Raw genomic sequence first — 24,319 nt, forward strand, 5'->3', positions numbered from 1 at the left:
CTGCCGGACGTCAACCGCGCGGCGGCGATGGATCGCGCGGAGGTCCTTCGCCGGATTTCTGTTCTTGCAAGGGCGGATACGTCGGCGCGCGCTGGGGTGGCTCCTCGCGCGGCGCCGGGGGCACGGGCGGCGCGCCGCGTGGGCGGCTCAGAGCGTGAACTCGACGCTCTTTTCTTCGGTCGCGGCGGCGGGAGACAGATCGAGCGCCATGCTGTACGAGCGCTGGCCGACCCGCGCGCTCAGGCGGACGCGGATGGGGGCCGTCGCGTCGTTCAGCTTGTCGAGCCGCACGACGACGCGGTAGCGGCCCCGCGCCGGCTCGCCCTCGGTGAGGAAGACGTTCTCCACGTTCTGCTCCTGGCATTCGCCGCTCACGCGCGGGCAGTCGCGATCCTTCATGAGGCCGCTCGCCGTCGGCTCCCCGACGCGCGCGAGCTCTCCCGCCGGGTCATAGACGTTGAGATCGACGTCGGCCTCGGGCTCCTCCCACGCGATCGTGAACTGGAGGATCCCGGTGTGGAGCCCGCAGCCCTCGTCGATCACGCCGTTGCAGTTGTTGTCGCGGGCGTCGAAGCAGAGCTCGACCCCCGTCGGTGTGCAGGCGATCTCGAGCCCGACGCCCTCGGAGACCTTGATGTCCTTCGGCTGGAGGGCCGGCCTGGGCGGGGGCGGCGGCACCTCGATGCAGCCGGCGAGGAGCAGGGCGAGGGCGGCCGCGCCGCGCGAGACGCGCGCGACGTGCGCGACGTCGATTGCCGCGCGGGCGAGGCGCGCGCGGAGGCCGTGAGGCGCCGGAAGGCGCGTCGCGTCGCGGCGGGCGCGCGGCTCGCGCCGCGGGGGACCGGGGCTTCGCATGGGGAGCTGCATGTTATCCGCCTTCAGGCTCGCGCGGGGCGCCGGCGCTGCGCGGCTCGAGCACGGGCAGCGCGGGCGGCCTCCGCGGCTTGGGGCCGCGCGGCTTCGGGGGAGGGGGCGGCGTTCCTCCGAGGGGCTGGGGGAGGTGCATGCCCCGCGCGGCCAGGATCTCCGCCGCGTGGGGGACGGTGAGCACCAGCGCGCGCGCATAGAGATGGATCCGGTAGGGCTCCGGGAGGTCGCCGGGCCGGCCGTTCGTCGCGTGCTCGAGCAGGATCGCCGCGGTGACGCTCACGTTGAGGCTCTCCGCGAAGCCGCGCATCGGGACGCGCACGGCGCGGGCGCAGGCGGCGGCCAGGTCGGGGCGGATGCCGTCGCGCTCGTTGCCGAGGACCAGCGCGAGGCGGGGGATGCTCGAGAGGTCGCGCGGGGTGAGCTCGCCTTCCGGGTGGGTCGCCACGAGCTCGTGCCCCGAGGCGCGGAGCGCGGCGACCGCGGCCTCGGTGGTCGCGTGCGTGCGCACGTCGACCCAGCGCTCGGAGCCGCGCGAGACCGTGTTCGAGACGAGGAACTGCTCGGCCCGCTCGATGATGTGGATCCGCTGCAAGCCGAACGCGTCACAGGACCGGAGCACGGCGGCCCCGTTGTGCGGATCGTGCGGCGCATCCATGGCCACGGTGACGGCGTCGAGCCGCGCCGCGATGACGCCGCGCAGCCGGGCCCTGCGCTCGTCCGTGACGAACTCCTCGAGGATGCGGGCGACGTCGGCGACGTCGAGGGAGTCGAGCGCGGCGAGCAGCCTTCGCTGCTCCTGCGCGACGAACGAGCAATTGGGGGTCGAGCGGCGCATGGCGGGGGGGCGCCTCTATAGCAGGTCGATCGCGACCGCGATCCGCTCGCCCTCTGCGTACTCGACAACGGCGCAGTCGCCGGGAGAGCCGTCCTCCCAGGACAGGCAGACGAAGTCGGCCTCGGCGTCGAGCGCGATCATGGGGTGGTGCCACACGCCGGGGCGATAGGTGATCCCCTGGGCGCCGTGGGCGATGAAGGCGCCGAGCGTCGCGAGCTCGGGCCGGTCGCCGCCGAGCGCCACGACGACGAGGTAGCGCCGCGCGCTCATCGGCACGAACGCCTGGGTCGAGCCGGGGTGCTTCTCGAGCAGGGCGATCGGGAGCGGGAAGCTCGAGCGCGGGGCGCAGCGGAACACCGAGACGTTCAGCGAGGCGTGCCCGGGGCGGAGGTTCTCGATCGCGGCGAGGTGATCGAAGCGCCGCGCCGTCCCCTGGTTGGCAGGCCTCCCGGGCTCGCCGTGCGGCGAGGCCATGAGGATGTCGCCATACGGCGCATAAGCTGCAGGGCTGAGCGAATGGGCTGCGATGCGCGGGCGGTGGCTCATCGTAATGGGCGACTGTGGCGGCGCGCCACGCGTGTGGCCTCCCTGCGGCCCTCCTGCACGGTGCATGGCGCGCGCCGACCGAGGGCACGACAGGGAAAAGGTATCACGTCGCGGGGGCGCCGCAGCACGCCAGCCCGCCGCTCGCGACATGGGGCCGGGTTTTGCAAGGCGTCTCGCGACGCTTACCCGACGGGTAATGCAAGCGACCCTGGAGCCAGTCATGCGGATTGTTCACAAATCGACATTTCGGAAGCGCCTCGCGGTGGCCTCCCTGTTCCTGGCGGTGCTCGCCGTCATGACGTCCATCGTCGGCTGCCAGCGCTACGACGTGCTGGTCGAGAAAGATCAGATCGCGGCCCAGAAATGGTCCGATCTCGAGGCGGATCTCCAGCGGCGCTACGACCTGGTCCCGAACCTGGTGGCCGTCGTGAAGGGGTCGGCCAAGCACGAGGAGGAGACGCTCGCGAGCGTCGCCGAGGCGCGCGCCCGCGCGACAAGCGTCCAGCTCAAGGCCGACGATCTGACGGATCCGGAGAAGGTGCAGGCCTTCCAGAAGGCGCAGGAGCAGCTCAGCGGCTCGCTCTCGCGGCTCCTCGTCGTGCAGGAGCAATACCCTGATCTCAAGGCGAACCAGGCCTTCCACAGCCTCCAGATCCAGCTGGAGGGAATCGAGAACCGGATCCTCCGGGCGCGCCAGGAGTACAACCAGGCGGCGCGCGAGTACAACGCGGAGCTCCTGAAGATCCGGGGCCAGGTGGTGAACAAGGCGACGGGCCAGCCGTTCAAGCCGCGCGTCTATTTCACCGCGTCTCCCGAGGTCCAGTCGGCGCCGAAGGTCTCGTTCTGATGAGGGGCGCGGCGATGCGCCGGATCGGCATGGGCGGGGCGCGGCTGCGGGCCGTGGCCAGGGCCGTCGCGGCCGCGTTCGCGCTGGTCTGCGCGCTCGTCGCGCGGCCGGCCCTCGCCGACTTCACGCCGCCGACGCTCACAGGGCACGTCGTCGACACCGCTGGACGGCTCGAGCCGTCCGACATCCGCGCTCTCGACGCGAAGCTCGATCGCATCCGCCGCGAGACGGGGTTCGAGATCGTCGCCTTCGTGGCCGGATCCCTCGAAGGCGAGACGATCGAGGACGTCGCCTACAAGGCCTTCAACACCTGGCAGCTCGGCCAGCGCGGGGCCGACAACGGCGTTCTCCTCGTGATCGCCCCGAACGAGCGGCGCGTCCGGATCGAGACGGGCAAGGGCGTGGGCGGAGCGCTCACGGATCTCCAGTCGAACGACATCATCCGGCAGACCATCAACCCGCTGCTCAGGCAGGATCGATTCCGCGAGGCCATCGACCAGGGGACTGCAGAGATCGCCAGGACGCTCGTCGCCGGGACACCCGAGGAGGAACGGCGCCCGGCGCCCGGCGCCCAGCCGTCGCCCGCCCCGGTCTCGCCGATCAGGATCGGCGTGACGGCCGTCGCCATCGTGGCGGCGCTCGTGCTCGCGCTGATTTCGCCCTCCTTCCGCTGGTTCCTGTGGCTCGTCCTCCAGGCGCTCCTCTTCCGAGGTGGCGGCGGCGGCCGCGGTGGCGGCGGTGGGTCCGGGTTCGGCGGCGGTGGCGGCGGTCGCTCCGGCGGGGGCGGATCCAGCGATAGCTACTGAGCCGCTGCGCGCCGCCTCTTCCACCCTGTGCAGGACGGACCAGGCCGATCGGTCGTCCTCCGCGCCGGCCTTCCGATCGGCCCCCGTGCTCACCCCTGGCGTGACCGGGCGGGCACACGCGACATCGACGCTGGCGCGGCGCGCGTCGAACCGAGCGGAGATTCCAGGGCGCGCGCGATCTCCCGCTGCGCGCTGACCAGGCGACGCTACGCTCTCGTCATGGCTGCTGCCCTGCGCCCTGTCTTTGTCGTCGACGCCGTCCGGACCCCGATCGCCCGTTACGCCGGCGCGCTGGCGACGGTCCGCCCCGACGACCTCGCAGCGCACGTCCTCGACGCGCTCGTGCGTCGCAATCCTTCGCTGGCGCCGCGCCTCGATCACGTCGTCTTCGGCGCGACGAACCAGGCCGGAGAGGACAACCGCAACGTCGCGCGCATGGCCGCGCTGCTCGCCGGCCTCCCCTACGAGGTCCCGGGCGTCACGGTGAATCGCCTCTGCGGCTCGGGGCTCGAGGCGGTGGCCGACGCCGCGCGGATGATCGCCACCGGCGAGACCGACTGCGCGATCGCGGGGGGCGTCGAGAGCATGACGCGCGCGCCGTTCACGATGCCCAAGCAGGCCGAGCGCTTCGAGCGGAGCGCGCCGACCCTCTACGATACGACCCTCGGCTGGCGCTATCCGAACGCGAGGATGGCCGCGCGGTTCGAGCTCCAGTCGATGGGGGAGACGGCCGAGAACGTGGCCAAGAAGCACGGCATCAGCCGCGACGAGCAGGATCGGTTCGCGCTCCTCTCCCACGAGCGCGCCACGCTCGCCTGGGAGTCGGGGGGCTTCGCCGACGAGGTGGTCCCCGTGCTCGTCCCTCAGAAGAAGGGCGATCCCGTCCTGTTCGAGCGCGACGAGGGCGTGCGCGCCGACGCCTCGCTCGAGGCGCTGTCGAAGCTCAAGCCCGCCTTCCGCGAGGGCGGGACCGTCACGGCGGGCAACTCGTCCCCCCTCAACGACGGCGCCGCGGCCCTCCTGCTCGCCTCGGGCGACGCCGTGCAGGCCGCCGGCGCGACGCCGCGCGCGCGGGTGATCGCGACGGCGGCCGCCGGGGTGGATCCCAACCTCATGGGGGAGGGGCCGATCCCGGCCGTGAAGAAGCTCCTCCAGCGGACCGGGCTGCGCGTACCCAACGTGGATCTGTTCGAGCTCAACGAGGCGTTCGCGGCGCAGGCGCTCGCGTGCTCGCGCGCGCTCGAGCTCGACCCGGCGCGCGTGAACGTCCGCGGCGGCTCGATCGCGCTCGGGCACCCGATCGGCTGCTCGGGCGCGCGCATCGCGTGCACCCTGGTGCATGCGATGCGCGCGCGCGGCGCCAAGGTCGGGGTCGCCTCGCTGTGCATCGGCGTCGGCCAGGGCATCGCGACGCTCTTCGAGCGCGCGTGAGGTCATTTCGCCGCTCGTCCGCGGCGCCAGATGAGATAAGACCGGCGCAGCAGAACGCAGGGAGGGGGCCCGCGGCTCACCTCCCTCGGCTGACGGCGCCGCCTCGGCGGCCAAACCAAGGAGAAGTCCCGATGGAATTCCCCCAGATCAACGTGCCCGGCACCGGCAAGCTCCACGCCCGGCTCAAGACCTCGCTCGGTGACATCACGGTCCGGCTCGAGGAGGAGGGCGCCCCCAACACGGTCAAGAACTTCGTCGGCCTCGCCACGGGCACCATCAACTGGACCGATCCGAAGACCGGCCAGGGGATGCAGGGGACTCCCTGTTACGACGGCGTCCGCTTTCACCGCGTGATCTCGGGGTTCATGATCCAGTGCGGCGACCCGCTCTCGCGCTACCCGGACAAGGCGGCGCTCTGGGGCACGGGCGGCCCCGGGTACAAGTTCGCAGACGAGTTCAACCCCTCGCTGAGGCACGAGGGCGCCGGCGTGCTCTCCATGGCCAACGCCGGCAAGAACACGAACGGCGCGCAGTGGTTCATCACCGACGGGCCGACGCCGCACCTCGACAACCGCCACACGGTGTTCGGCAAGGTCGTGAGCGGGCAGGACATCGTCCACCGCATCGCCAACGTGGCGACCACGCGCGATCGGCCCAACCAGGACGTCGTCCTCGAGCGCGTCGAGATCTTCCGGCAGTAAGCGCGCGGCGCGCCGCGCGGCGCCGTTCAGCGCCGCGCGGCCAGCGCAGCGCTCCGCTCGTTCAGCGGGCGCAGCAGACGGTGATCTTGTCCTCGCCTTGCTCGACCTCGCCTGTGGGGTCGCCGCCGCGCGGCTGGCAGCTGCCGGTTCCGGTCACCTCGAGCGACACCGAGACGGCGGGGGGCGGATCGTCGACGCAGGCCCCATTGAACGGCACGGTCTCGCCGCGCCCCCGGCAGCGGCTCTGCTCGAAGAGCGTCAGCGTCGCCGCGCAGCGCACGCCGCCCGTGTCGCACGTGCATCGGGTGCAGCCGCGGTTGTCGACCATCGAGCTCGCGAACACGTGTCGCTCGCCGAACCCGTCCGGGCAGCGCTGGTCCCCGTCGCGCCAGACGCAGACGCCCTGCTCGAACGGCGCGTCGATCTCTCGCGGGGCGCAGGCCTCGCCGGCTCCACATCCGCCGGCGTCCGGCCCGGCGGCGCACACGAGCCCCTCGATACCGAAGCGCGGCGGCGGCAACGTCGCCTCGCCGCCCGACGCAGCGCACGTCGCCGAATCCACGCCGGGCGCTTCGCCGCTGTAGCTGCCGGCCTGGAGGTCGCCGCCGAGGTTGATGCAGTCCTCCGTCTGCACCGGCAGCGTCGCGTTCGCTCCGCCGCACGCGCCACGCGTGTACACCGTGACCGCGGGCGTCTCGCACGCCACGGTCGGCGCGCCGCACGCGCACGCGCTGCAGGTCGCGGGCGTGTCGAGGGGCTCGCGGCCGCCCACGTCCACCCGCTCGGAGAAGCCCTCGGGGCAGGCGACGTCCGCGGCGTCGGGGCCCTGGTACAGGAGGCCGGGCCCTTGCCAGTCCTCGGGCGCGGCGACGCAGGCGAACCCTCCGCAGTCGTCGTCGGCGCAGTCGACGGCGCCATCGCCGTCGTCATCCTCGCCGTTGGTGCACCGCTCGCCGCCGCCGGCGCCGCTGCTCGTGGTGCTCCCAGCCGCCGTCTGGCCTCCTCCATCTCCGCCGGAGCTGCTGGCCCCGCCGGAGCCGCTCCCGGACGGCCCCGGGAAGAGCGCGGGCTCGAACTGGTCGAAGTCCTGGGTGCAGGCGCTCGCCGCGAGGAGAGCGACGAGCGCGGTGACGCTTTGGAACGCAGAGCGGCGCAACACGACCTCCGGGATCGGCGGGCTTCGCCTCGGTTCGAAGGAGCCCGACCGACGGTACCACGAAGCGCCTGTCCGCACGGCGAGCTCCGCAGCCGGCGATCCCGGCGCCCGTTCGCCCAGTCCGAAGCGCGCCTGCTGCGGCGCTCCTTGCTGCACCGCGCCCCGCGCGTTGCGTCATCCGCTCGGGAGCGCGCGGGGATCGCCCGACCAGAGCGATGTGAGCGTATCGAGCTCTCGCGCGAGCTCCTCGATCGCCTTGTGAGCGAGCCGCGCCCGCTCTGCGGCGAGCGCCTCGAGGACGGCAGCGCGCGCGTCAGGCGCCAGGGCCTCCGCTGTTGTCATCTGCGCGAGCGCCTCATCGGCGTCGTGCAGCTGGCCGAGGCGGCGCTGCATCCGTGACGCGGATTTCGCGGTCCGCTCGGCGCGCTCTCCGAAGAGCGGTGAGAACGTCTCCGCGGAGTAGCGCAGCCGTTTGAAGCGGATCCGGAGCGCGTGCATGGCCGCCCCATCGCCCGGGTCGCTCGCGGCGAGCGCGCGCACGTCGTCCAGGGCATCACCGATCGCTCGCCTCGCGAGCGCCTCGGCGCCGCGCTTCCTCGCTTTCCGGCGCGAGATGCGCCGCTCGAGGCGCGCGAGGTGAGGCTCCAGCCGGAGCCGCTCGCCCTCGACCGGCGCGTCGGCCTGCGTCGCGCCCGTCTCGCCCTCGGCCGGCGCATCGGCCTGCGGCGCGCCCGTGTCGTCCGGGCGATCCTGCCGGAGCAGCTCGACGATGTGGGCCCTCGCCTCGCGCTCGCGGCGCGCGCGCTGCGCGACCCACCCCGCGACGGCCGCCCGGGCCGCCTCGTCCAGATCGAGCGCGGTGAGCGTCTCGCGCAGCACCTCCTCGTCGCGCAGCGCGCCGGTCGCCCGCGCGAACTCCCGGAGCCCCTCGGCCACGGGGCGGAGCCGCCTCCTTCCGTAGATGCGTCGCGCCGGCTTGAGCAGCGTCCGGAGCCGGCGAAGCGAGACCCGGAAGTCGTGCACCGCCTCCGCGTCCGGCTCCGCGTCCTCGCCCTGCTCGCTCGCGGTGACGACGCGCCGCGCATCGGCGCGGACGCGCTCGATGTGGGAGAGCAGCACCGGGCCCAGGAAGTCTCGCGCGGAGAGCCTCGCGCCGCCGCCGTCGCCGGCTCCGGCGCCACCCGAGGGCGGGGGGCTCCCCTCGAGCGGCGTCACAGACGCGTGAGCGCCACCGTCACCAGCGGGCGCCTCCCGAGCTTCGCCTCGAGCGTCCGGCGCGCCGCGAGCCGGGCGATCTCGATGATGTCGTTGTCGCGGCGCCGCGCGCGCGGCTCGCAGTCGTTCACCGCCTGCGCGACCGCGCGCGCCGCGGCCCTCAGCGCGCCGCCCTCGAGCTCCCCGGTGACCCCGCGGGCGAGGACCTGCGGCGGCGCCGCGAGGGCGCCGTGCACATCGACGACCAGCGACACGAAGGCCACCCCCTGGCGACCGAGGGTCGCTCGCTCCCGGAGGACCTCCTCCCCGAGCTCCTCGCCGCCCGCCGTCGCCACCCGGCCGGCGACGGCCCGGCCGCTCCGGCCGAGCGGCTGCGTCTTGCCGATCTCGACGACGTGGCCGTTCTCGGCGACGAGCACCTCGGCCACGCCGCGCTCCCGCGCGAGCTCCGCGTGCCGCGTCAGGTGGTGCAGCGCGCCGTGCACGGGGAGGAAGCCGCGCGGCTGGGTGAGGTCGATCATGCGCGCCTGCTCCGTCCGGTGCGCGTGCCCGCTCGCGTGGACGCGCCGATCCGTCGACCACGTCACGAGCTCGACGCCGAGGCGGAGCAGCCCGGCCATCATGTCGACGACCGGGCGGTCGTTGCCAGGGATGACGCGGCTCGAGAGCACGACCCGATCCCCCTCTTCGAGGCGCAGGAGCGGGTGCGTCCCCGAGGCGAACCGCGTCAGCGTGGAGGCCCGCTCGGCCTGCGTGCCGCTCGCGATGACGAGGAGCCGCTCGCGCGGCATCGACGAGGCGACCTCGGGCGGGACGAGCAGGTCGCTCGGCCACGGGAGCCTCCCCACGCTCTGCGCTGCCCGCACGTGCGTCTGCACGCTGCGGCCGAGCAGGCAGATCTTGCGGCGCGCGCGGATCGCGGCCTGACCGAGGGCGAGGAGGCGCTGGACGTTCGAGGCGAAGACGCCGACCACGACGCGCGCGGGCGCGGTCTCGACGAGCTCCGCCAGCGCGTGGGCGACGGCGCGCTCGCTCCCCGCCTCGCCCGGCGAGTCCACGTTGGTGCTGTCGGACAGGAGCAGCCGGACGCCGGCGTCGCCGAGCGCGCGGAAGCGGGCCTCGTCGGTCGGCTCGCCGTCGAGCGGCGTCGGGTCCAGCTTGAAGTCCCCGGTATGGACGACGAGCCCCGCGGCCGTGTGGATCGCGAGCGCCGTCGCGTCGACGATCGAGTGCGTCACCCGGAGCGGCTCCACGACGAAGCCGCCGATCGCGACCTCGCGCCCGACCTGCGTGGGCAGCAGGCGGACCTTGTCCTCGAGCGCGTGCTCCGCGAGCCGGTAGCGCACCAGCTCCAGCGCGTGGGGCGGGCCCCAGACGGGGACGTCGAGGTGACGCAGGAGGAACGGCAGCCCGCCGATGTGGTCCTCGTGGCCGTGCGTCAGCACGATGCCGCGCACCTGATCGCGGAGCGCGAGCACGTGATCGAAGCGCGGGTGGTACACGTCGACGCCGAGGTCCGTGCTCGGGAACGTCACCCCGCAGTCGATGAGCAGCAGCCCATCCGCCTGCTGGAGCGCGAGGCAGTTCATCCCGACCTCGCCGAGCCCTCCGAGGGGCACGAGCCGCAGGGTGGACGGCGGTGGCAGGGGGAGCTGGCTCGGGGCGGGGGCGCTCTGCTCGGGATGCACGTTCGGTGGAGGGGGTCTGCCACCCAGGGCGCCGGGGGCCTACGGCCCGCGGCTTGCTGAGCTGGTCTGAAAGAGAGAGGACGACTTCTTCAAGACGTAACCCACATCGGCTCGCCGTCCCCTTCGAAACTTGGAGCGACAGTGTAGCCACAGGGGGGCCCCTTGCGTCACGCTCTCTCTTTCCAGTTCCGGCGCCGGGGCCAGGCGGCGCCGACCTCGCCACCGGATCTCGTGCCGCGCGGACCGGTTCCTGCACATCCTGTCTCCCCCCACCACATCGTGACCGCCGGCGGACGCCGAGCCGCCTTTCCCCAGATTTCGAGGAGCCTCCGGTGATCGCTGCCCTGCTCGTCAATCTCCTCCGCCTGCTGCTGCTCCCGGTCAGCGCGCTCCGCTGGGCGTTTGCTGCACCCCGGGGCGGGTATGTCGTTCTCGAAATCGACGGCCGCGTGGTCGATCTGCAGCCGCCCAGGGTCCGCCTGGCGCTCTCGTGGCGTCCCAGGAAGAGGGCGCCGCTCTCGGTGGAGCGCGTCCGCGAGCTCGGCAAGCACCTGATGAAGGATCCGCGCCCGGCGGGGCTGCTCCTCCGGATGCGGTCGGTGCACGCGGGGCCGGCGGTGGCGGCCTCGCTGCGGGACGCGCTCCTCGAGATCCGGGCGGGGGGCAAGGACGTCGTCGCCTACCTGCCGATGGGCGCCGACACCACGACGCTCCTGCTCGCCTCGGCCGCGCGGGCCATCGTCGTCGGGCCCGAGACGATGGTGTCGCCGCTCGGGTTCGCTGTGGAGGGCCGCTACGTGCGCCGCGCGCTGGAGCAGGTCGGCGTCGAGCCCGAGGTGTTCGCGAAGGGGATGTACAAGAACGCCGGCGAGGTGCTCGTGCGGGACACGATGAGCGCCGCGCAGCGCGAGCAGGTGGGCGCCCTGCTCGACGGGCGCCTCGGGGACCTGACCGCGGCGCTCGCCCAGGGGCGCCGCGTCGATCGCGAGACGGCCGCGCGGTGGATCGACGAGGCCCCCTTCGGCGCGGAGCAGGCCGTCGCGCGAGGCATCGTCGACGCTGTCGCGTACGAGGATGAGCTCGAGCACATGCTCGTGGCGGGGTCGCTCCCGTCCGCGATCGCGGCGCCGCGCCGCGCCGAGATCGGCGCGCAGGACGCGGACCGCGCGTCGGGCGGAGGAGGCGGAGGAGCTCCTGCTGCTGCGCGGCATTCGAAGAACCGCCTCGTGTCGGCGGACCGCTACCTGGGCGCGCGGCGCGCTCTCTCGCTGACGCCTGTGTGGCCTCGGCCCGTCCTCGGCGTCATCGAGGTGCACGGCGCGATCGTCAGCCGCGCCCACTTCCGGGGCGCGTCGCTGGCCAGCGAGGAGCGGCTCGTCGCGAGCCTGCGCGCGGCGCGGCAGAACCCGCGCGTCCAGGGCGTCATCCTCCACGTCGACTCGCCGGGCGGCTCCGCGCTCGCCTCCGACAGGATCCACCACGAGGTCACCCGCCTCGCGGAGGTGAAGCCCGTCGTCGCGTGCCTGTCGAACGTGGCGGCGAGCGGCGGCTACTACGTGGCGGCTGCCGCGCACGCGATCGTCGCGCAGCCGCAGACGATCACGGGGAGCATCGGCGTGGTGTCGGCGCGCTTCGCGCTCGGCCCGCTGCTCGAGCGCCTCGGCGTCTCGACCGACGTCGTGAAGCGCGGCGCGCGGGCGGACCTGTTCTCGCCGTCGCGCAAGCTCGACGCGGGGGAGCGGGCGGTGGTGGAGCGCGAGCTCGACGCGATCTACGCGGCGTTCCTCCGCGTCGTCGCCCGCGGCCGCCGCCGCCCGGTCGAGGAGATCGAGCCGCTCGCCCAGGGGCGCGTCTACAGCGGCGCCGAGGCGCAGGCGCGCGGCCTCGTCGACATGCTCGGCGGGTTCGAGCGGGCGCTCCACGAGCTGCGCCAGATGATCGGGCCCAAGGCGGCCGCCATCGAGCCGGCCATCGTGCGCGCGTCGCGGTACATCCCACCTCCGCCGCTGCTGCCCGCGCCGGTGCCCACGCTGCTCGAGCTCGTCGGGCTTCGCGGGATCGCCCAGGAGGTGGCGCTCGCCATCCACTGCGAGGGCGAGCGGGTGCTCGCGTACTGCGCGGAGGCCGACGACCTGGACTAGGCGGCGACGGCCGGCTCCATGGAAGAGCTGGTGGTTGGTTGGGCGCATTCCACGGAAGAGGCGGATTTTGTCGCGGGAGAAGCTGTGCGTAATCTGTGCGCCCGGTGGGTAGCACCTGTTCAGAACTGATCACGGATCGCTAGGAATCCCGTAGCGGACAGAGAGACCCTATATGTGGGCCCTGTTCGGAGGGAGATCCCAACCTGTAGCGGTTCTCCTTGACGCACGGACGGTTCGCGAGTTTGGATAGCAGGCGGTCAGGCGCTCCCGCATGTCGGCGTACGCCTTTCAGACATGGCACCTGAAACTATGCTCACTGGTCGAAAGACGGAACGTTTGAGCAGGTAGTAGGGGAGAAGCGACGAGACCTGTGGAGATCGAGGCGATGAGGCCTCGCAGTTCTCCAGGGAACTCTTTGTGCTTTCGGTAGGACCCGGGTCACCGCCAGGTGCGGTGGTTCACAGGAGGACTTGGAAATGGCCCAGTCGGCAGTTGTGGGTGACGGCGGTAAGCTCCCCGCCGGGAACGGCAAGATGACGGCACGGACGAAGGAAGATGGGGGTGGGCGTCCTGTGACCGGGGGGGCCACCAAGGCGCAGGTCGACGGCGCAGCCTCGAAGAAGGGCGCGAAGAAGGGGGCCTCGCGCCCCCGCGGGCTCGGGTTCGACCGGCGGTTCACGCACCGGGCCGCGGATCCGCTCGATGAGGTCACCTGGGAGCGCCGATCGAGCGTCATCACCAACCCCGACGGCTCGGTCGTCTTCAAGATGGAAGGCGCCGAGATCCCCGCCGGCTGGTCGCAACTAGCGACCGACATCGTCGTCTCCAAGTACTTCCGCAAGGCGGGGATCCACGGCAAGAAGGAGCTCGGCGAGACGAGCGTCCGCCAGGTCGTCCACCGGCTGGCGCGCACCATCCGCGAGGCGGGTGAGCACTTCGGTGGCTACTTCGCCTCGACGAAGGACGCGGACACCTTCGAGGCGGAGCTCGCCTACCTGCTCGTGCACCAGTACGGCGCGTTCAACTCGCCCGTCTGGTTCAACTGCGGGCTCTACCACCGGTACGGCATCGAGGGGTCGGGCGGCAACTTCGCCTGGAACGAGGCCTCGGCCGACGCGGGGAACGGGAGCGCCAACGGGAAGGCGTCGGCGCCTCGAGCGAACGCGACGGGCGCGGCGGGCGCGCTCGACGACATCGTCGAGACCCGGAACGCCTACGAGCGGCCGCAGTGCTCCGCGTGCTTCATCCAGGCGGTCCAGGACGACCTGATGAGCATCTACGACCTCGTGAAGAGCGAGGCCCGGCTGTTCAAGTACGGGTCGGGGACGGGGACGAACTTCAGCGCGATCCGCGGGAAGCAGGAGAAGCTCTCGGGCGGCGGGACGAGCTCGGGGCTCATGAGCTTCCTCGAGGTGTTCGACCGCGCCGCCGGCGCGACGAAGAGCGGCGGCACGACGCGGCGCGCCGCGAAGATGGTCTGCCTCGACATGGACCACCCCGAGATCGTCGACTTCATCCAGTGGAAGGTCCGCGAGGAGAAGAAGGCGATGGCGCTCATCGGCGCGGGGTACCCCTCCGACTTCAACGGCGAGGCGTACCACACGGTGAGCGGGCAGAACTCGAACAACTCCGTGCGCGTGAGCGACGAGTTCATGCGCGCGGCGGCGACGGGCGCGGCGTGGGAGACGCGCTCCCGGACGACCGGCGAGGTCGTCGACACGCTGAGCGCCAAGGACCTCTGGCGCCAGATCGCCGAGGCGGCGTGGGGCTGCGCCGATCCGGGCGTGCAGTACGACACGACCATCAACCGCTGGCACACCTGCCCGAACACGGCGCGCATCAACGCCTCGAACCCGTGCTCGGAGTACATGTTCCTCGACGACTCGGCCTGCAACCTGGCGAGCCTGAACCTCACGAAGTTCCTCCGCGAGGACGGCTCGTTCGACATCGAGGGCTACCGCCACGCGGTGCGGGTGTTCTTCGTCGCGCAGGAGATCCTCGTCGACTTCTCGGCGTACCCGACCCGCACCATCGCGAAGAACTCGCACGACTACCGCCCGCTCGGGCTCGGCTACGCCAACCTCGGCACCCTGCTCATGCTGCAGGGCATCCCGTACGACTCCGATCAGGGGCGCTCGGTCGCGGGCGCGCTCACCGCGATCCTCTGCGGCCACGCCTACCGGGTCTCGGCGGAGATGGCCGCCGCGAAGGGGCCGTTCGCCGGCTTCGCCAGGAACCGCGAGCCGATGCTCCGGGTGATGGGCATGCACCGCGACGCCGCCTACGCGATCGACCGCGACCGCTGCCCGGAGTCGCTCTGGCGGGCGGCGTGCGCCGACTGGGACGAGGCGGTCCGGATCGGGCAGGAGCACGGCTACCGCAACGCCCAGGCGACGGTGCTCGCCCCGACCGGCACCATCGGCCTCCTGATGGACTGCGACACGACGGGCATCGAGCCCGACTTCTCGCTCGTGAAGTTCAAGAAGCTCGCGGGCGGCGGCTACTTCAAGATCGTGAACCAGTCCGTGCCCGAGGCGCTCCGGAGGCTCGGGTACCCCGAGGCCGAGGTGCAGGAGATCGTCGCCTACGTCTCCGGCACGAACACGCTCCTGGCGGCGCCGCACGTGAACCGGGCGTCGCTCAAGGCGCGGGGGCTCACGAGCGACGACCTCGCGAAGGTCGAGGCCGCGATCCCCGGCGTCTTCGATCTGGATCTCGCCTTCGGTCCCTGGATCCTCGGCGAGGAGGCCTATGACAGGCTCGGCGTCTCCAAGGAGTCGCGGGCGCGCTTCGGCTTCTCGCTGCTCCAGCACCTCGGCTTCTCGGCCGCGGAGATCGAGGAGGCGAACGAGACGATCATCGGCCGCATGACCGTGGAGGGGGCGCCGCACCTGCGCGAGGAGCACTACGCGGTGTTCGACTGCGCCAACCGCTGCGGCAAGAAGGGCCGGCGGTACCTCGCGCCGATGGCGCACGTCCGCATGATGGCGGCCGCGCAGCCGTTCCTGTCCGGCGCCATCTCGAAGACCGTGAACCTGCCGAACGACGCGACGGTCGAGGAGGTGCAGCGGATCTACGAGGAGGGGTGGCGCCTCGGGCTCAAGGCGGTCGCGCTCTACCGCGACGGCTGCAAGGCGTCGCAGCCGCTCTCGTCGACCTCGAGCGACAGCAAGGAGAGCAAGGGCAAGGCCGACAAGGCCGAGGTCCCCGCGCCCATCGTCCAGGCAGCGACCGCGCTGGCGCGCCCGCGCTCGCCCTCGGCGGCGGCGCCCGAGCGGTTCCGCCTGCCCAGGAAGCGCAAGGGCTTCACGCAGGAGGCGCGCGTCGGCGGGCACAAGATCTACGTCCGCACCGGCGAGTACGACGACGGGACGCTCGGCGAGATCTTCATCGACCTCCACAAGGAGGGCGCCGCGTTCCGCTCGATGATGAACTGCTTCGCGATGGCGGTGTCGATCGGGCTCCAGTACGGCGTGCCGCTCGAGACCTTCGTCGAGCAGTACACCTTCACCCGCTTCGAGCCGCAGGGCATCGTCGAGGGGCACGACTACGTGAAGATGTCGACGTCGATCGTCGACTACCTCTTCCGCGTGCTCGGGGTCGAGTACCTGAACCGCTACGACCTCGCCCACGTCCAGCCGGTCAGCTCGGCCATGGAGGACCCTGTCGAGTCGCGGGCGCAGGAGAGCGGCGCGGTGACGTTCTCGCCAACCACGCCGGCCGCGGCGGCGCTGGTCGAGGGCGGGGGACGGACGGCGAGCGCGCTCGACGCGCAGCTCGAGGACATGATGGGCGACGCGCCGGTCTGCGACGGCTGCGGGCACATCACCGTGCGGAACGGGGCCTGCTACAAGTGCCTCAACTGCGGCAACAGCATGGGATGCAGCTGAGCTGCGACGGGCGGGGGTGGGGGTGACGAGGGAGGGGCCGGCGGGGGGCCCTCCCACGAACTCGCGCCTTTTCGTGGCTGTTGCCTCGTGAACGGGGGAGCTCGGTCTGGAAGGCGTCACTGCGCTGCGGGCCGGCGCTCGGGTTCGTGGGGCCCTCCCCCGCCGGCCCCTCCCTCGTCACCCCCACCCCCGCCGACTCGGGGGGGAAGGGGAGGGTGGGGGAGATCGCGGAGCGTTTGGGATGGGGGCGAGAGCGCGGCGGGGGGGGCCGTACGGGCTTGTACTCGGGCAGCCGTATGGATGCGTTCGGAGAAGCTCTGTAGAAGACGGGCATGAACCGGTCGCGTTCGTCCATCGCCTTCGTCGTCGTTGCCTGCAGCATCCTGTCTAGCTCCTGCCGGAAAGAAGAGGCAGAGCCGGAGACGATCCCCGCGCCTACGCCGACGGTCGCGCCCGTGGCGGCCGATCCGGTGCCGACGGCGACCCCGACGGCGGCGGCGACGCAGGAGCCCGCAGCGGCCCAAGAGCCCGCGGCGGCGGCTTCCGCCGAGCCTGCGGCGACAGCAGATGCGGGGGCGGCGACGGCCGAGGGGGCGACGGGGACGACGTCACGGGGGGGAGGCGCCTCCATCCAGGCGTGCTGCACGGCGCTCCACGCGGTCGCCACCAAGTCGGGCAAGTCGCCGGAAGCCAAGTCGAAGGCGGCGACGGCATCCCATCTCTGCGCCGGGATCGAGAAGCTCGTGAAGAGCGGGAAAACCCCGCGCGCCAAGGCGCTCACCCAGATCCGAGCGAGCCTCGCCGGGAGCACGCCGCCCGCCGAGTGCAACTGAGCCGGGCGGCCCGGGCGACGTCTCGTCCCGGGTCGCGGCACCCCACCCCGATCCGGTGATCTCGAGCGCCGCAAACCTGCCCGGCCATGGAGGGAGCGCGGCCGGACCCTATCCTGCGCGGTTGCGCGGCGTTCGTCCGCGCCGCGACGGCGCCCGCCGTCGCGCATCGACCCTCACGGGAAGGAGCTGTCATGCCCTCGAAGCTGGTCACCGATCGTCAGAAGAGCGCCAACTCCGTCGTCGCGTCCGGCGAGGCCCACGCCGGCCGGATCGCCGCGGAGCTCGAGGCGCTGCTCTCTCCGCACCTGCGCAAGGGAGAGAAGATGCCGGACGTCTCGCTCTTCACGCACATCGTCGCTCGCGCCCTCGCCGAGGCGCGCGATCGCATGGTGGCGGCCGACGAGGCGCACCAGGCGGAGCTCGCCGACGACGCAGCCCCGCGGGAGGCCCGCGACGAGGCCGCCGCCGCGCTGTACACCGAGCTGACCGAGCTCCGCGAGTGGCTCACCGGCCTGTACGGCGCCGCGGCGCTGACGCGCCTCGGCTTCACGGACGCGACCCCGCGCGACCCCGCGCAGCTGGAGCGCTTCGCCGGCGAGGTGGCGCGCGCGCTCGGCGCCAAGGACCTGCCGAAGCCGCGCCGCAAGGGGATCCGCTGGGACGCCGAGGAGACGGTGCTCCGGATCGAGGGCCTGCGCGGCGCGCTCCGCGGCCACCTCAAGGACGTGGCCCGCGAGGCGCGCGAGGCCGAGGCGACGCTGCTCGCCAAGACCGCCGCGATCGCGGCGTACGACGAGCGGTTCAGCCGCGCCGCGACGTTCCTCGTGGGGCTGTTCCGGCTCGCGGGTCACCCGGAGCTGGCCGCGCGGGTGCGCCCGTCCTCGCGGCGGCCCGGCCAGATCGAGGCCGACGCGCCGCCGGCAGAGCCGGGTGGCGAGGCCCCGGTGGCGCCCGAGGAGGCCGCGCCGCTCGGCGGGTGAGCGCCGTCGTCGCGGCGCCGGGCGCGAGCGCCGCGGACGCGGCCGGGAGAACGCCGGGCGCGATCGCGAGGTCGGCTGACACGGACCGCGCGCGTCACGCCGACCTCCGCATTGAGGACGGGGCACCTCCCGTGAGACGCTCGAGAGCGCCATGGCCAAGGTCACCGCCCTTCACATGGACACGATCACGGAGAAGTCGGGCCACCAGATGACCGGCATGGCCGTCAGCGTGTGCCTGACGCCCGCGGCGCCGAGTCCGCTGCCGATCCCGTATCCGACGATGGGCACCGTGGCCGAGGGGATCATCGATCCGTGCATGCGGACCAAGATCGAAGGGGCGAAGATCCTCACGGTCGGCGGCTGCATGAAGGCCTGTCACGGCAACGAGCCAGGCACGCTCAAAGAGGTTGTCAGCCTCAACACGGGAGGACCGTGCTTCCCCTGGCTGGGCGCGCCCAACGTCCTCATCGAGCTCGGCATGGCCGGCATCACGGGCAGCATGGGCCAGATGAACAAGAGCATCACTGTCGGCGCAGGCGCGAGTGCGAGCAACGCCGCGGGCGGGGGCGGAGGGGGCGGAGGGGGCGGCGGGGGCGGCGGCGGTCCGGGCGGCGGCGGCCCTCAGGGCCCAAGCAACGGCGGCGGGGGCGGCGGAGGCAGCGGTCAGGGCGCGGGGCCGCCGAGCCCACCCGCGCCGCCGTCTGCGGACGGCCAGGCGTCTGCGGGGCACCCGGTCGACGTCGTGACAGGGGCCATGTACACGAACCCGGTCGCGGACGTCGAGCTGCCGGGGCCCCTGGTCGTGACGTTGGAGCGAAGCTATTCGACCGCGGCGGTGCGGCACCGCTGCGGCATGGGGTGGGGGTGGTCGCACGATCTCGCCTGGAGCGCCCGGCGCCGCGGCGACGCGCTCGAGCTGACGTCGCCGGGCGGTCGCACCCAGGTGCTCTCCTGGCCCGCGCAGGATCAGGTCCTGCTCCTGCCGTTCGGTGTTCGCGTCGCCGCCGTCGGAGAGGATCTCCTCGTCGAAGACGATGACGGCCTCGTGCGGGTGCTGCGCCGCGCCGGCCCGGAGGAGCGCTTCGCGCTCGTCGAGCTCCGCGACGCGTTCGGCAACAAGGCCACCCTGGAATGGCGAGGCGATGAGCTCACGGGCATCGTCGATGCCGTCGGGCGGCGCGCCCGGCTCGAGCGCCAGGGACCCTTCGCCTGGTGGGAGGTGACCGCGACCGACGAGCATGGCACCCCGCACACCCGCCGCGCCGTGACCTACGAGCTCGACGGCGCGGGCGATCTCGTGCGGGTCATCGACGCGGGCGGCGCCGAGATCCGGTACGAGTACGACGAGGAGCACTACCTCATCCGGGAGATCTTGCCCGACGGGCTCGCTTTCCGCTTCAGGTACGAGGCGATCGACGGCGTCAGGCGGTGCGTCGAGACGTGGGGCGAGATCGCCGGCCGCGACGTGCTCGCGGAGCTCGGCGGGCCCGGCCTCCCGGGCGCCCGGGGTATCCACCACGCCCGGCTCTCGTACGACACCGCCCTGCGCAGGACCGTGGTCATCGACGGCGAGGGCGCGACCCACACATACACGGGCAACGCGCTCGGCCTCGTGACCTCCTATGTCGATCCGCGCGGCCACGCGCGCACCTACACGTACGACACGGTCGGCAGGCTGCTCTCGATCCGCGATGGCGGCGGGCGGACTACCCGGCTGTCGTACAACGCCACGGGGCACCTCGCGAGCGTCACCGAGCCCGGCGGCGCGACCTGGCGAGACGCGGTCGACGAAGAGGCGCAGGCCATCGTCCGCACGCGGCCCGACGGGAAGAAGACCCGCACCACGTACCGGAGGGGCGTCCCGACCGGGAGCGTCGACTGGCGCGGCCGCGAGCACGCCCTCGAGTGGGACGCGCACGGCCTCGTGCGGGCGTCCACCGGGCCGGACGGCGCCGAGCTCACGTACGACTACGACGCGCACGGCAACCCGCTGCGGGTCGAGACGCCGGCCGGCGACGTCTACGAGTACGTCTTCGATCTGTTCGGGTGCCCCGTCGAGGCGCGCACCCCGAAGGGCGGCGTCTACCGATTCGCGTACGACTCGCGCTTCGCGCTGGTGCGCCTGGAGGAGCCGAACGGCAACGTCCAGGAGCTGGAGATCGACGCCAGCCGCCGCGTCACCGCGCGCTCCGACGCGAGCGGGATCACCAGGTACCGCTATGTCGCCGGCGCGCTCGTCGAGGTGGTGCGCCCGGACGGCAGGCGATTCCGGCTCGGCTACGACGCGCTCCTCCGGCTCCGCTGGATCGAGAACGCCGCGGGCGAGCGCCATGCGCGCGACTACGACGGCTGCGGCAACCTCTCCCGCGAGACCTCGTTCGGCGGCTCGATCACGGCGTACGAGTACGACGGATCGAACCACCTCGTCCGGACGACCCACGCCGACGGAACGTGGGTGCGCTACGAGCGCGACGGCGCCGGTCGCGTGACGAAGCTCGAGACCTCGGGCGGGCTCGTGGAGGAGCTCCAGTACGACGCGCTCGGCCACCTCACGCGCGCGCGGAACGCGGACGTGATGGTCACGTTCGAGCGCGACGAGGACGGCCGGGTCGTCCGGGAGGTCCAGGAGGCCGCCGGGTTCGCGTTCGCCGTCGCACGCCGCTTCGACGACGCGGGCCGCGTGCTGGAGCGTCGCTATGCGACGGGGTGGTCGGTCGAGGTGCACCGGCGCGAGGAAGATGGCGCGCCGGCGTCGCTCGAGGTCGCCGCCGCCGAGGCGGACGGGCTCGCCTTCGAACGGGACGCGCGCGGCGAGTCGCGGCGGAGGCGGCTCGACGGGACGCGCGCGCTCGTCTGGTCGCGCGACGTCCAGGGCATGCCGGAGAGCGTCGCCATCCTGGATGGGCGGGGCGAGCCCGTCCGGACGCGCGCGTGGACCTGGAGCCGGGTGGGCCCGGTCGCGGCGGTCGAGGACAGCGAGCGCGGCGCGCGTCGGTACGACCTCGACGTCGAGGGCAGGCCGCTCCGCCTCCACGGCCTCGGCGCCGACGAGCAGTTCGCGTACGCGCCCCAGGGGACCCCGATCCCGTCGCGCGGCCCCGCGTGGTCGATCGGCGGGGATGGCCGTCCCCTGCGCGCGGGCGGCGCCGAGATCCAGTGGGACACCCGCGGCCGCCTCGCGGGCCGCGCCGGCCAGGGGCCGCTGCAGACCTGGCGCTACCAGTACGACGAGCGCGACCGCCTCGTCGCAGCGGTCCGTGGCGACGGCCTCGCCGTCCGTTACCTCTACGACCCCCTCGGCCGCTGCGTCGCGCAGGCGCACGGCAATGGCGAGAGCACCTGGTTCGGCTGGGATGGCGAGAGCCTCGTCGAGGAGCGCCCGACGAGCGGCCCGTCGATCCAGCGCGTGTTCGACGACGACGGCTTCACGCCGCTCCTCGAGGCGCGCGACGGCAAGGACTGGCGGATGGTCGTGACGGACGCCGCCTCCACGCCGTGGCTTTACCTGCACCGCGACGGGCGCGCGTCGGAGATCGATCTCGGCGCCTTCGGCCGCGTCGCGCGCGCGACGGGCGATCCGGGCGCGCTCCGGTTCGCCGGGCAGCGCGCCGACGCGGTGACCGGCCTGCACTACAACCGCCACCGCTTCTACGACCCGGCGACGCACGTCTTCCTGACCCCCGACCCGCTCGGCCTGCTGGGCGCGCTGCAGGAGATCGGGTTCGTCCCCAACGTCACGATCTTCATCGACCCTTCCGGGCTCACGACGATCGTCGTGGGCGCGCCGGCCGACGCGACCATCCAGCAGCACGTCACCCTTCTTCAGGCACAGCACCCGGGCGCGCGCGTGCTTCGATACGATCAGCTCACGCCGGGCAGCCTGGCGCGAGAGGATCACGTCATCGTATCGACGCACGGCGCGCCCAACCTGGTGGAGTGGGGCAACGGGTACATCGACGGCCGCCAGCTCGGGCAGCGGCTCACGGCGGCGGGGTTCCGCGGCCAGAAGCGGGGGCGAAAGCGGCGCGTCGAGCTGTCCGCGTGCAACAGCGCGACCCCAGCGGCTGGCAACGGGCCGAGCGTGCTCCAAGCGGTCGCGGACGAGACCCGGGCGATCGCGAGCGGCGCGCGCTCGGCCAACCCGGCCGCGACCTACGCGGGCACCACGTCCGTGGGGCCGGGCGGCCACGCCTGGGGCCCGGGCATGATGGCGCCGAACTGGACGGGCGGAACGACGCCGTACGTGCATCAGGGCACCTGGGTCGAGGCGCGCCCCGGCCGGCAAGGGGGCCGCGGCCGGCGCCGGCGCTGATCAGCCCGGAGCGAGGAGCGAGACGAGCTCGTGCGTTTCATCAATCCCTATCCTTACGGCCGCCCTCCCCGGAACGAGGACCTCCAGCGCGCGCTCGCGGCGGCGTCCCGGGGCCAGGTGGTCGACGGGGGCGATCGCGTCCTCGTCGAGCTCGACCGGACGGCGCTGCAGGTCCTCGGAGGGGCGCTCGAGATCGACGAGCACAAGGCTTCCTTCGACGAGCGCGGCCGCGCGCCGCACGGGCTGCCGCAACTCGGAATCGTGCTTGCGGCGGAGGGCGGGCCGGTGGGCCGGGTGGACCTGTACCCGGAGAACCGTTCGATCTATTGGCGGGGCCTCGACTGGAAGCAGTGGTGCGGCTGGGCCGAGCTGCGTGACGACCGCGCGCTGCTCGAGTGGCTCGCCGCGCACGGCGTACCGGAGCCGCTCGAGGACGTGACGCGCTGGAGCAGCGAGGAGGGCGAGCGCGCGCGGTGCGAATGGCGCAAGGCGATCCCGCCGAACCTCAAGGGCCCCTGGTGCGCTCCGATCGAGCGCCTCCTGGATCCCTGGCACACCCTCGAGGCGGCGGCGTGGATCGAGCAGGCCGGCGCGAACATGCGCAAGGCCCGAGGGCTCCTGGAATGGTACGGTGGCGGGTCGGGGCCGTTCGCGCGCCGGCCCGATTACGAGCTGCTCCCGCGGCGCCTGCTCGGCCGCTTCCTCGGCGAGGATCTCCAGCGCGCGCTCCAGTCCCGTCCGAGCGACCAGGCGCTCGCGGGCGCCGGGCGCCATCTCCTGGACCTCGGGCCGCTCTCCCCAGGCGCCCGCGCCCAGCTCGCGCCGCTCGACGGGAGGCTCCGCGAGGCGATCATCGACGCGGTGCGCCGGCTCGCGTCCAGCGAGGACGCGGATCTGCTCCGCGAGCGGCTCTTCCCGGCGCCGTTCGCCCTGCCGGAGCCCACCTCGCTGGTCGGCGCATCGAGCACGCTGCACCTGCGCCGCCCGGTGGCCGCTGGCGACGCGGCGGTATACGCGGTGGATTTCCAGGACATCGTGCGCCTCGAGGGCGGCGCGCGCACCGTCCTCGGCAAGCTCCTTGGCGATGCCGTCCTTGCGGTCCGGGAGGGCCGGCTGCTCGTGGGCAAGGGCGGCGGCGTGCAGGAGCTCGACGCGCGAGGGAACGTCGTGGCCGTGCACCCCGCCGCGACCCCAGAGCAGGCGGCCGCGGCGCGTGCGATCACCGCAGCCTGGTCCGCGCCGGCCGCAGCGCCGCCCCTGGGCGAGCCGCTCGGCCCCACGCCCGAGGAGCGCGAGGCGTTCGAGGCGCTCGCGCACCTCGGGCTCGGCGCGCCGCCCTCGGCGCGGGTCGTGGGGCGCGATCACCTTGAGGCGGGCGGGCGCGCGATCGTCCGCCGCGGCGTGGCCGGCGCGCCGCCCCGGCGGATCCCGCTGCCCGGGCGCGCCGTGCTGCACGCCTTTTCGGCGTCGCACCTCGCGCTCGCGCTCGACGTCGGCGACGCCTGCCGGATCGCGTGGGTGGACGAGGGGAGCGACGCGCTGCGCCTGTCGCCGCCGCTCCGGATCGCCCCGCACGCGCTGCGCTTCCTGCTCGCCATGGGCGACGCTGCGCTGCTCGGCGTCGACCTGGGCGCCGGCGAGGTCGTGCTGCGCATCGGCATCGAGCGCGCCGGCGGCGGACAGCCCGAGCGACCGTGAGCGCTCACCTGCCGCAATTCACCCCTGGGCTGACGAGGGGCTGGTTCCGCGCTTCAGAAATCCTGCCAGGGATCTGCCTCGCGAGCCGAGAGCGATGAGGCCGAGGCGACGCTTCTCGCCAAGGCCGCCGCGATGCAGCAGGCGCTCGGATTTCACGTCGAAAGCGGTGCGACCGCGAGGTGCGACGCCGAAAAGGCGTGCAGCACGGCGCGCACGGGCAGCGCCCGACGGGCACGGCGCGCAAGGTTCGGCCCGTCGCGAGCGCTGCCGACGCGGCCGGGAGAACCCCAGGTGTGCTCGCGAGCGCCGCGGACGCGGCTGGGGGAGCGAAAGGCGCGCTCGCGAGCGCCGCGGACGCGGCTGGGGGAGC

At 73.2% G+C, this 24,319-nt stretch carries 16 protein-coding genes; 10 read left to right on the forward strand and 6 right to left on the reverse strand.

Translation table 11 applies throughout. From position 1 onward, the window contains the following. Nucleotides 1–147 precede the first annotated feature (147 nt). Genes WMF29_RS02105 through WMF29_RS02115 form a run of 3 tightly spaced genes read right to left on the reverse strand, consistent with a single transcriptional unit; the run spans nucleotide 148 to nucleotide 2,251 of the window. Nucleotides 148–855 (reverse strand): hypothetical protein, encoded by a 708-nt coding sequence (locus WMF29_RS02105; RefSeq protein WP_437327238.1) that lies wholly within the window; start codon nucleotides 853–855, stop codon nucleotides 148–150. A gap of 13 nt (nucleotides 856–868) precedes the next feature. Next, on the reverse strand, nucleotides 869–1,705 hold the full coding sequence (locus WMF29_RS02110; protein ID WP_437327239.1) for a TrmH family RNA methyltransferase: 837 nt from the start codon (nucleotides 1,703–1,705) through the stop codon (nucleotides 869–871). Nucleotides 1,706–1,720: 15 nt separating this feature from the next. Then, entirely contained in the window at nucleotides 1,721–2,251 is a 531-nt protein-coding gene (locus tag WMF29_RS02115; RefSeq protein ID WP_437327240.1) for an ureidoglycolate lyase, read from the reverse strand. Between the two features lie 220 nt (nucleotides 2,252–2,471). Between WMF29_RS02115 and WMF29_RS02120 the strand changes: the two genes are divergently transcribed. The 4 genes from WMF29_RS02120 to WMF29_RS02135 all read left to right on the forward strand — a co-directional run bounded on the left by WMF29_RS02120 (nucleotide 2,472) and on the right by WMF29_RS02135 (nucleotide 6,036). Then, nucleotides 2,472–3,098 carry a LemA family protein gene (locus tag WMF29_RS02120; RefSeq protein WP_437327241.1) on the forward strand — a complete coding sequence of 209 codons (627 nt, stop codon included), beginning with the start codon at nucleotides 2,472–2,474 and terminating at the stop codon, nucleotides 3,096–3,098. After that, a complete protein-coding gene (locus WMF29_RS02125; protein WP_437327242.1) occupies nucleotides 3,098–3,904 on the forward strand; it encodes a TPM domain-containing protein in 807 nt (268 codons plus the stop codon). The genes WMF29_RS02120 and WMF29_RS02125 overlap by 1 nt, the downstream gene beginning before the upstream one ends. Before the next feature lie 219 nt (nucleotides 3,905–4,123). After that, nucleotides 4,124–5,335, forward strand: coding sequence for a thiolase family protein (locus tag WMF29_RS02130; RefSeq protein WP_437327243.1), 1,212 nt, complete (start codon nucleotides 4,124–4,126; stop codon nucleotides 5,333–5,335). A gap of 131 nt (nucleotides 5,336–5,466) precedes the next feature. After that, nucleotides 5,467–6,036 (forward strand): peptidylprolyl isomerase, encoded by a 570-nt coding sequence (locus WMF29_RS02135; protein ID WP_437327244.1) that lies wholly within the window; start codon nucleotides 5,467–5,469, stop codon nucleotides 6,034–6,036. Nucleotides 6,037–6,097: 61 nt separating this feature from the next. Here WMF29_RS02135 and WMF29_RS02140 read toward each other — a convergent pair whose 3' ends face one another. The 3 genes from WMF29_RS02140 to WMF29_RS02150 form a co-directional block, all read right to left on the reverse strand. Continuing rightward, nucleotides 6,098–7,192: a hypothetical protein gene (locus tag WMF29_RS02140; protein ID WP_437327245.1), complete on the reverse strand. Its 1,095-nt coding sequence runs from the start codon at nucleotides 7,190–7,192 to the stop codon at nucleotides 6,098–6,100. A 174-nt stretch (nucleotides 7,193–7,366) separates the two neighbouring features. Next, nucleotides 7,367–8,407 carry a CHAD domain-containing protein gene (locus WMF29_RS02145; protein WP_437327246.1) on the reverse strand — a complete coding sequence of 347 codons (1,041 nt, stop codon included), beginning with the start codon at nucleotides 8,405–8,407 and terminating at the stop codon, nucleotides 7,367–7,369. Continuing rightward, the gene (locus WMF29_RS02150) at nucleotides 8,404–10,095 is read right to left on the reverse strand and encodes a ribonuclease J (protein ID WP_437327247.1); all 1,692 of its coding nucleotides are present in this window, start codon (nucleotides 10,093–10,095) and stop codon (nucleotides 8,404–8,406) included. Before WMF29_RS02150 ends, WMF29_RS02145 begins: the two co-directional genes overlap by 4 nt. 332 nt (nucleotides 10,096–10,427) lie before the next feature. On the opposite strand from WMF29_RS02150, the gene sppA reads away from it, so the two are divergent. The 6 genes from sppA (at nucleotide 10,428) to WMF29_RS02180 (ending at nucleotide 23,949) form a co-directional block, all read left to right on the forward strand. Then, nucleotides 10,428–12,236, forward strand: a complete 1,809-nt coding sequence (gene sppA, locus WMF29_RS02155; protein ID WP_437327248.1) for a signal peptide peptidase SppA — start codon at nucleotides 10,428–10,430, stop codon at nucleotides 12,234–12,236. A gap of 476 nt (nucleotides 12,237–12,712) precedes the next feature. Then, on the forward strand, nucleotides 12,713–16,126 hold the full coding sequence (locus WMF29_RS02160) for a vitamin B12-dependent ribonucleotide reductase (protein ID WP_437327249.1): 3,414 nt from the start codon (nucleotides 12,713–12,715) through the stop codon (nucleotides 16,124–16,126). Between the two features lie 332 nt (nucleotides 16,127–16,458). After that, nucleotides 16,459–16,959: a hypothetical protein gene (locus WMF29_RS02165; RefSeq protein ID WP_437327250.1), complete on the forward strand. Its 501-nt coding sequence runs from the start codon at nucleotides 16,459–16,461 to the stop codon at nucleotides 16,957–16,959. 191 nt (nucleotides 16,960–17,150) lie between these two features. Beyond that, the gene (locus WMF29_RS02170; RefSeq protein ID WP_437327251.1) at nucleotides 17,151–17,939 is read left to right on the forward strand and encodes a hypothetical protein; all 789 of its coding nucleotides are present in this window, start codon (nucleotides 17,151–17,153) and stop codon (nucleotides 17,937–17,939) included. A 151-nt stretch (nucleotides 17,940–18,090) separates the two neighbouring features. Continuing rightward, nucleotides 18,091–22,251: a PAAR-like domain-containing protein gene (locus WMF29_RS02175; protein ID WP_437327252.1), complete on the forward strand. Its 4,161-nt coding sequence runs from the start codon at nucleotides 18,091–18,093 to the stop codon at nucleotides 22,249–22,251. Between the two features lie 30 nt (nucleotides 22,252–22,281). Further along, nucleotides 22,282–23,949 (forward strand): hypothetical protein, encoded by a 1,668-nt coding sequence (locus tag WMF29_RS02180; RefSeq protein WP_437327253.1) that lies wholly within the window; start codon nucleotides 22,282–22,284, stop codon nucleotides 23,947–23,949. The last annotated feature ends 370 nt before the right edge of the window (nucleotides 23,950–24,319 follow it).

This window comes from Sorangium sp. So ce381 (genome assembly GCF_051473845.1).
GTDB classification, from domain to species: domain Bacteria; phylum Myxococcota_A; class Polyangia; order Polyangiales; family Polyangiaceae; genus Sorangium; species Sorangium atrum.

What these genes read in the sequence shown, in the direction of transcription:
- WMF29_RS02105 (WP_437327238.1), bottom strand. Translation starts at nt 855, where the DNA reads ATGCGAAGCCCCGGTCCCCCGCGGCGCGAGCCGCGCGCCCGCCGCGAC.
- WMF29_RS02110 (WP_437327239.1), bottom strand. Translation starts at nt 1,705, where the DNA reads ATGCGCCGCTCGACCCCCAATTGCTCGTTCGTCGCGCAGGAGCAGCGA.
- WMF29_RS02115 (WP_437327240.1), bottom strand. Translation starts at nt 2,251, where the DNA reads ATGAGCCACCGCCCGCGCATCGCAGCCCATTCGCTCAGCCCTGCAGCT.
- WMF29_RS02120 (WP_437327241.1), top strand. Translation starts at nt 2,472, where the DNA reads ATGCGGATTGTTCACAAATCGACATTTCGGAAGCGCCTCGCGGTGGCC.
- WMF29_RS02125 (WP_437327242.1), top strand. Translation starts at nt 3,098, where the DNA reads ATGAGGGGCGCGGCGATGCGCCGGATCGGCATGGGCGGGGCGCGGCTG.
- WMF29_RS02130 (WP_437327243.1), top strand. Translation starts at nt 4,124, where the DNA reads ATGGCTGCTGCCCTGCGCCCTGTCTTTGTCGTCGACGCCGTCCGGACC.
- WMF29_RS02135 (WP_437327244.1), top strand. Translation starts at nt 5,467, where the DNA reads ATGGAATTCCCCCAGATCAACGTGCCCGGCACCGGCAAGCTCCACGCC.
- WMF29_RS02160 (WP_437327249.1), top strand. Translation starts at nt 12,713, where the DNA reads ATGGCCCAGTCGGCAGTTGTGGGTGACGGCGGTAAGCTCCCCGCCGGG.
- WMF29_RS02165 (WP_437327250.1), top strand. Translation starts at nt 16,459, where the DNA reads ATGAACCGGTCGCGTTCGTCCATCGCCTTCGTCGTCGTTGCCTGCAGC.
- WMF29_RS02170 (WP_437327251.1), top strand. Translation starts at nt 17,151, where the DNA reads ATGCCCTCGAAGCTGGTCACCGATCGTCAGAAGAGCGCCAACTCCGTC.
- WMF29_RS02175 (WP_437327252.1), top strand. Translation starts at nt 18,091, where the DNA reads ATGGCCAAGGTCACCGCCCTTCACATGGACACGATCACGGAGAAGTCG.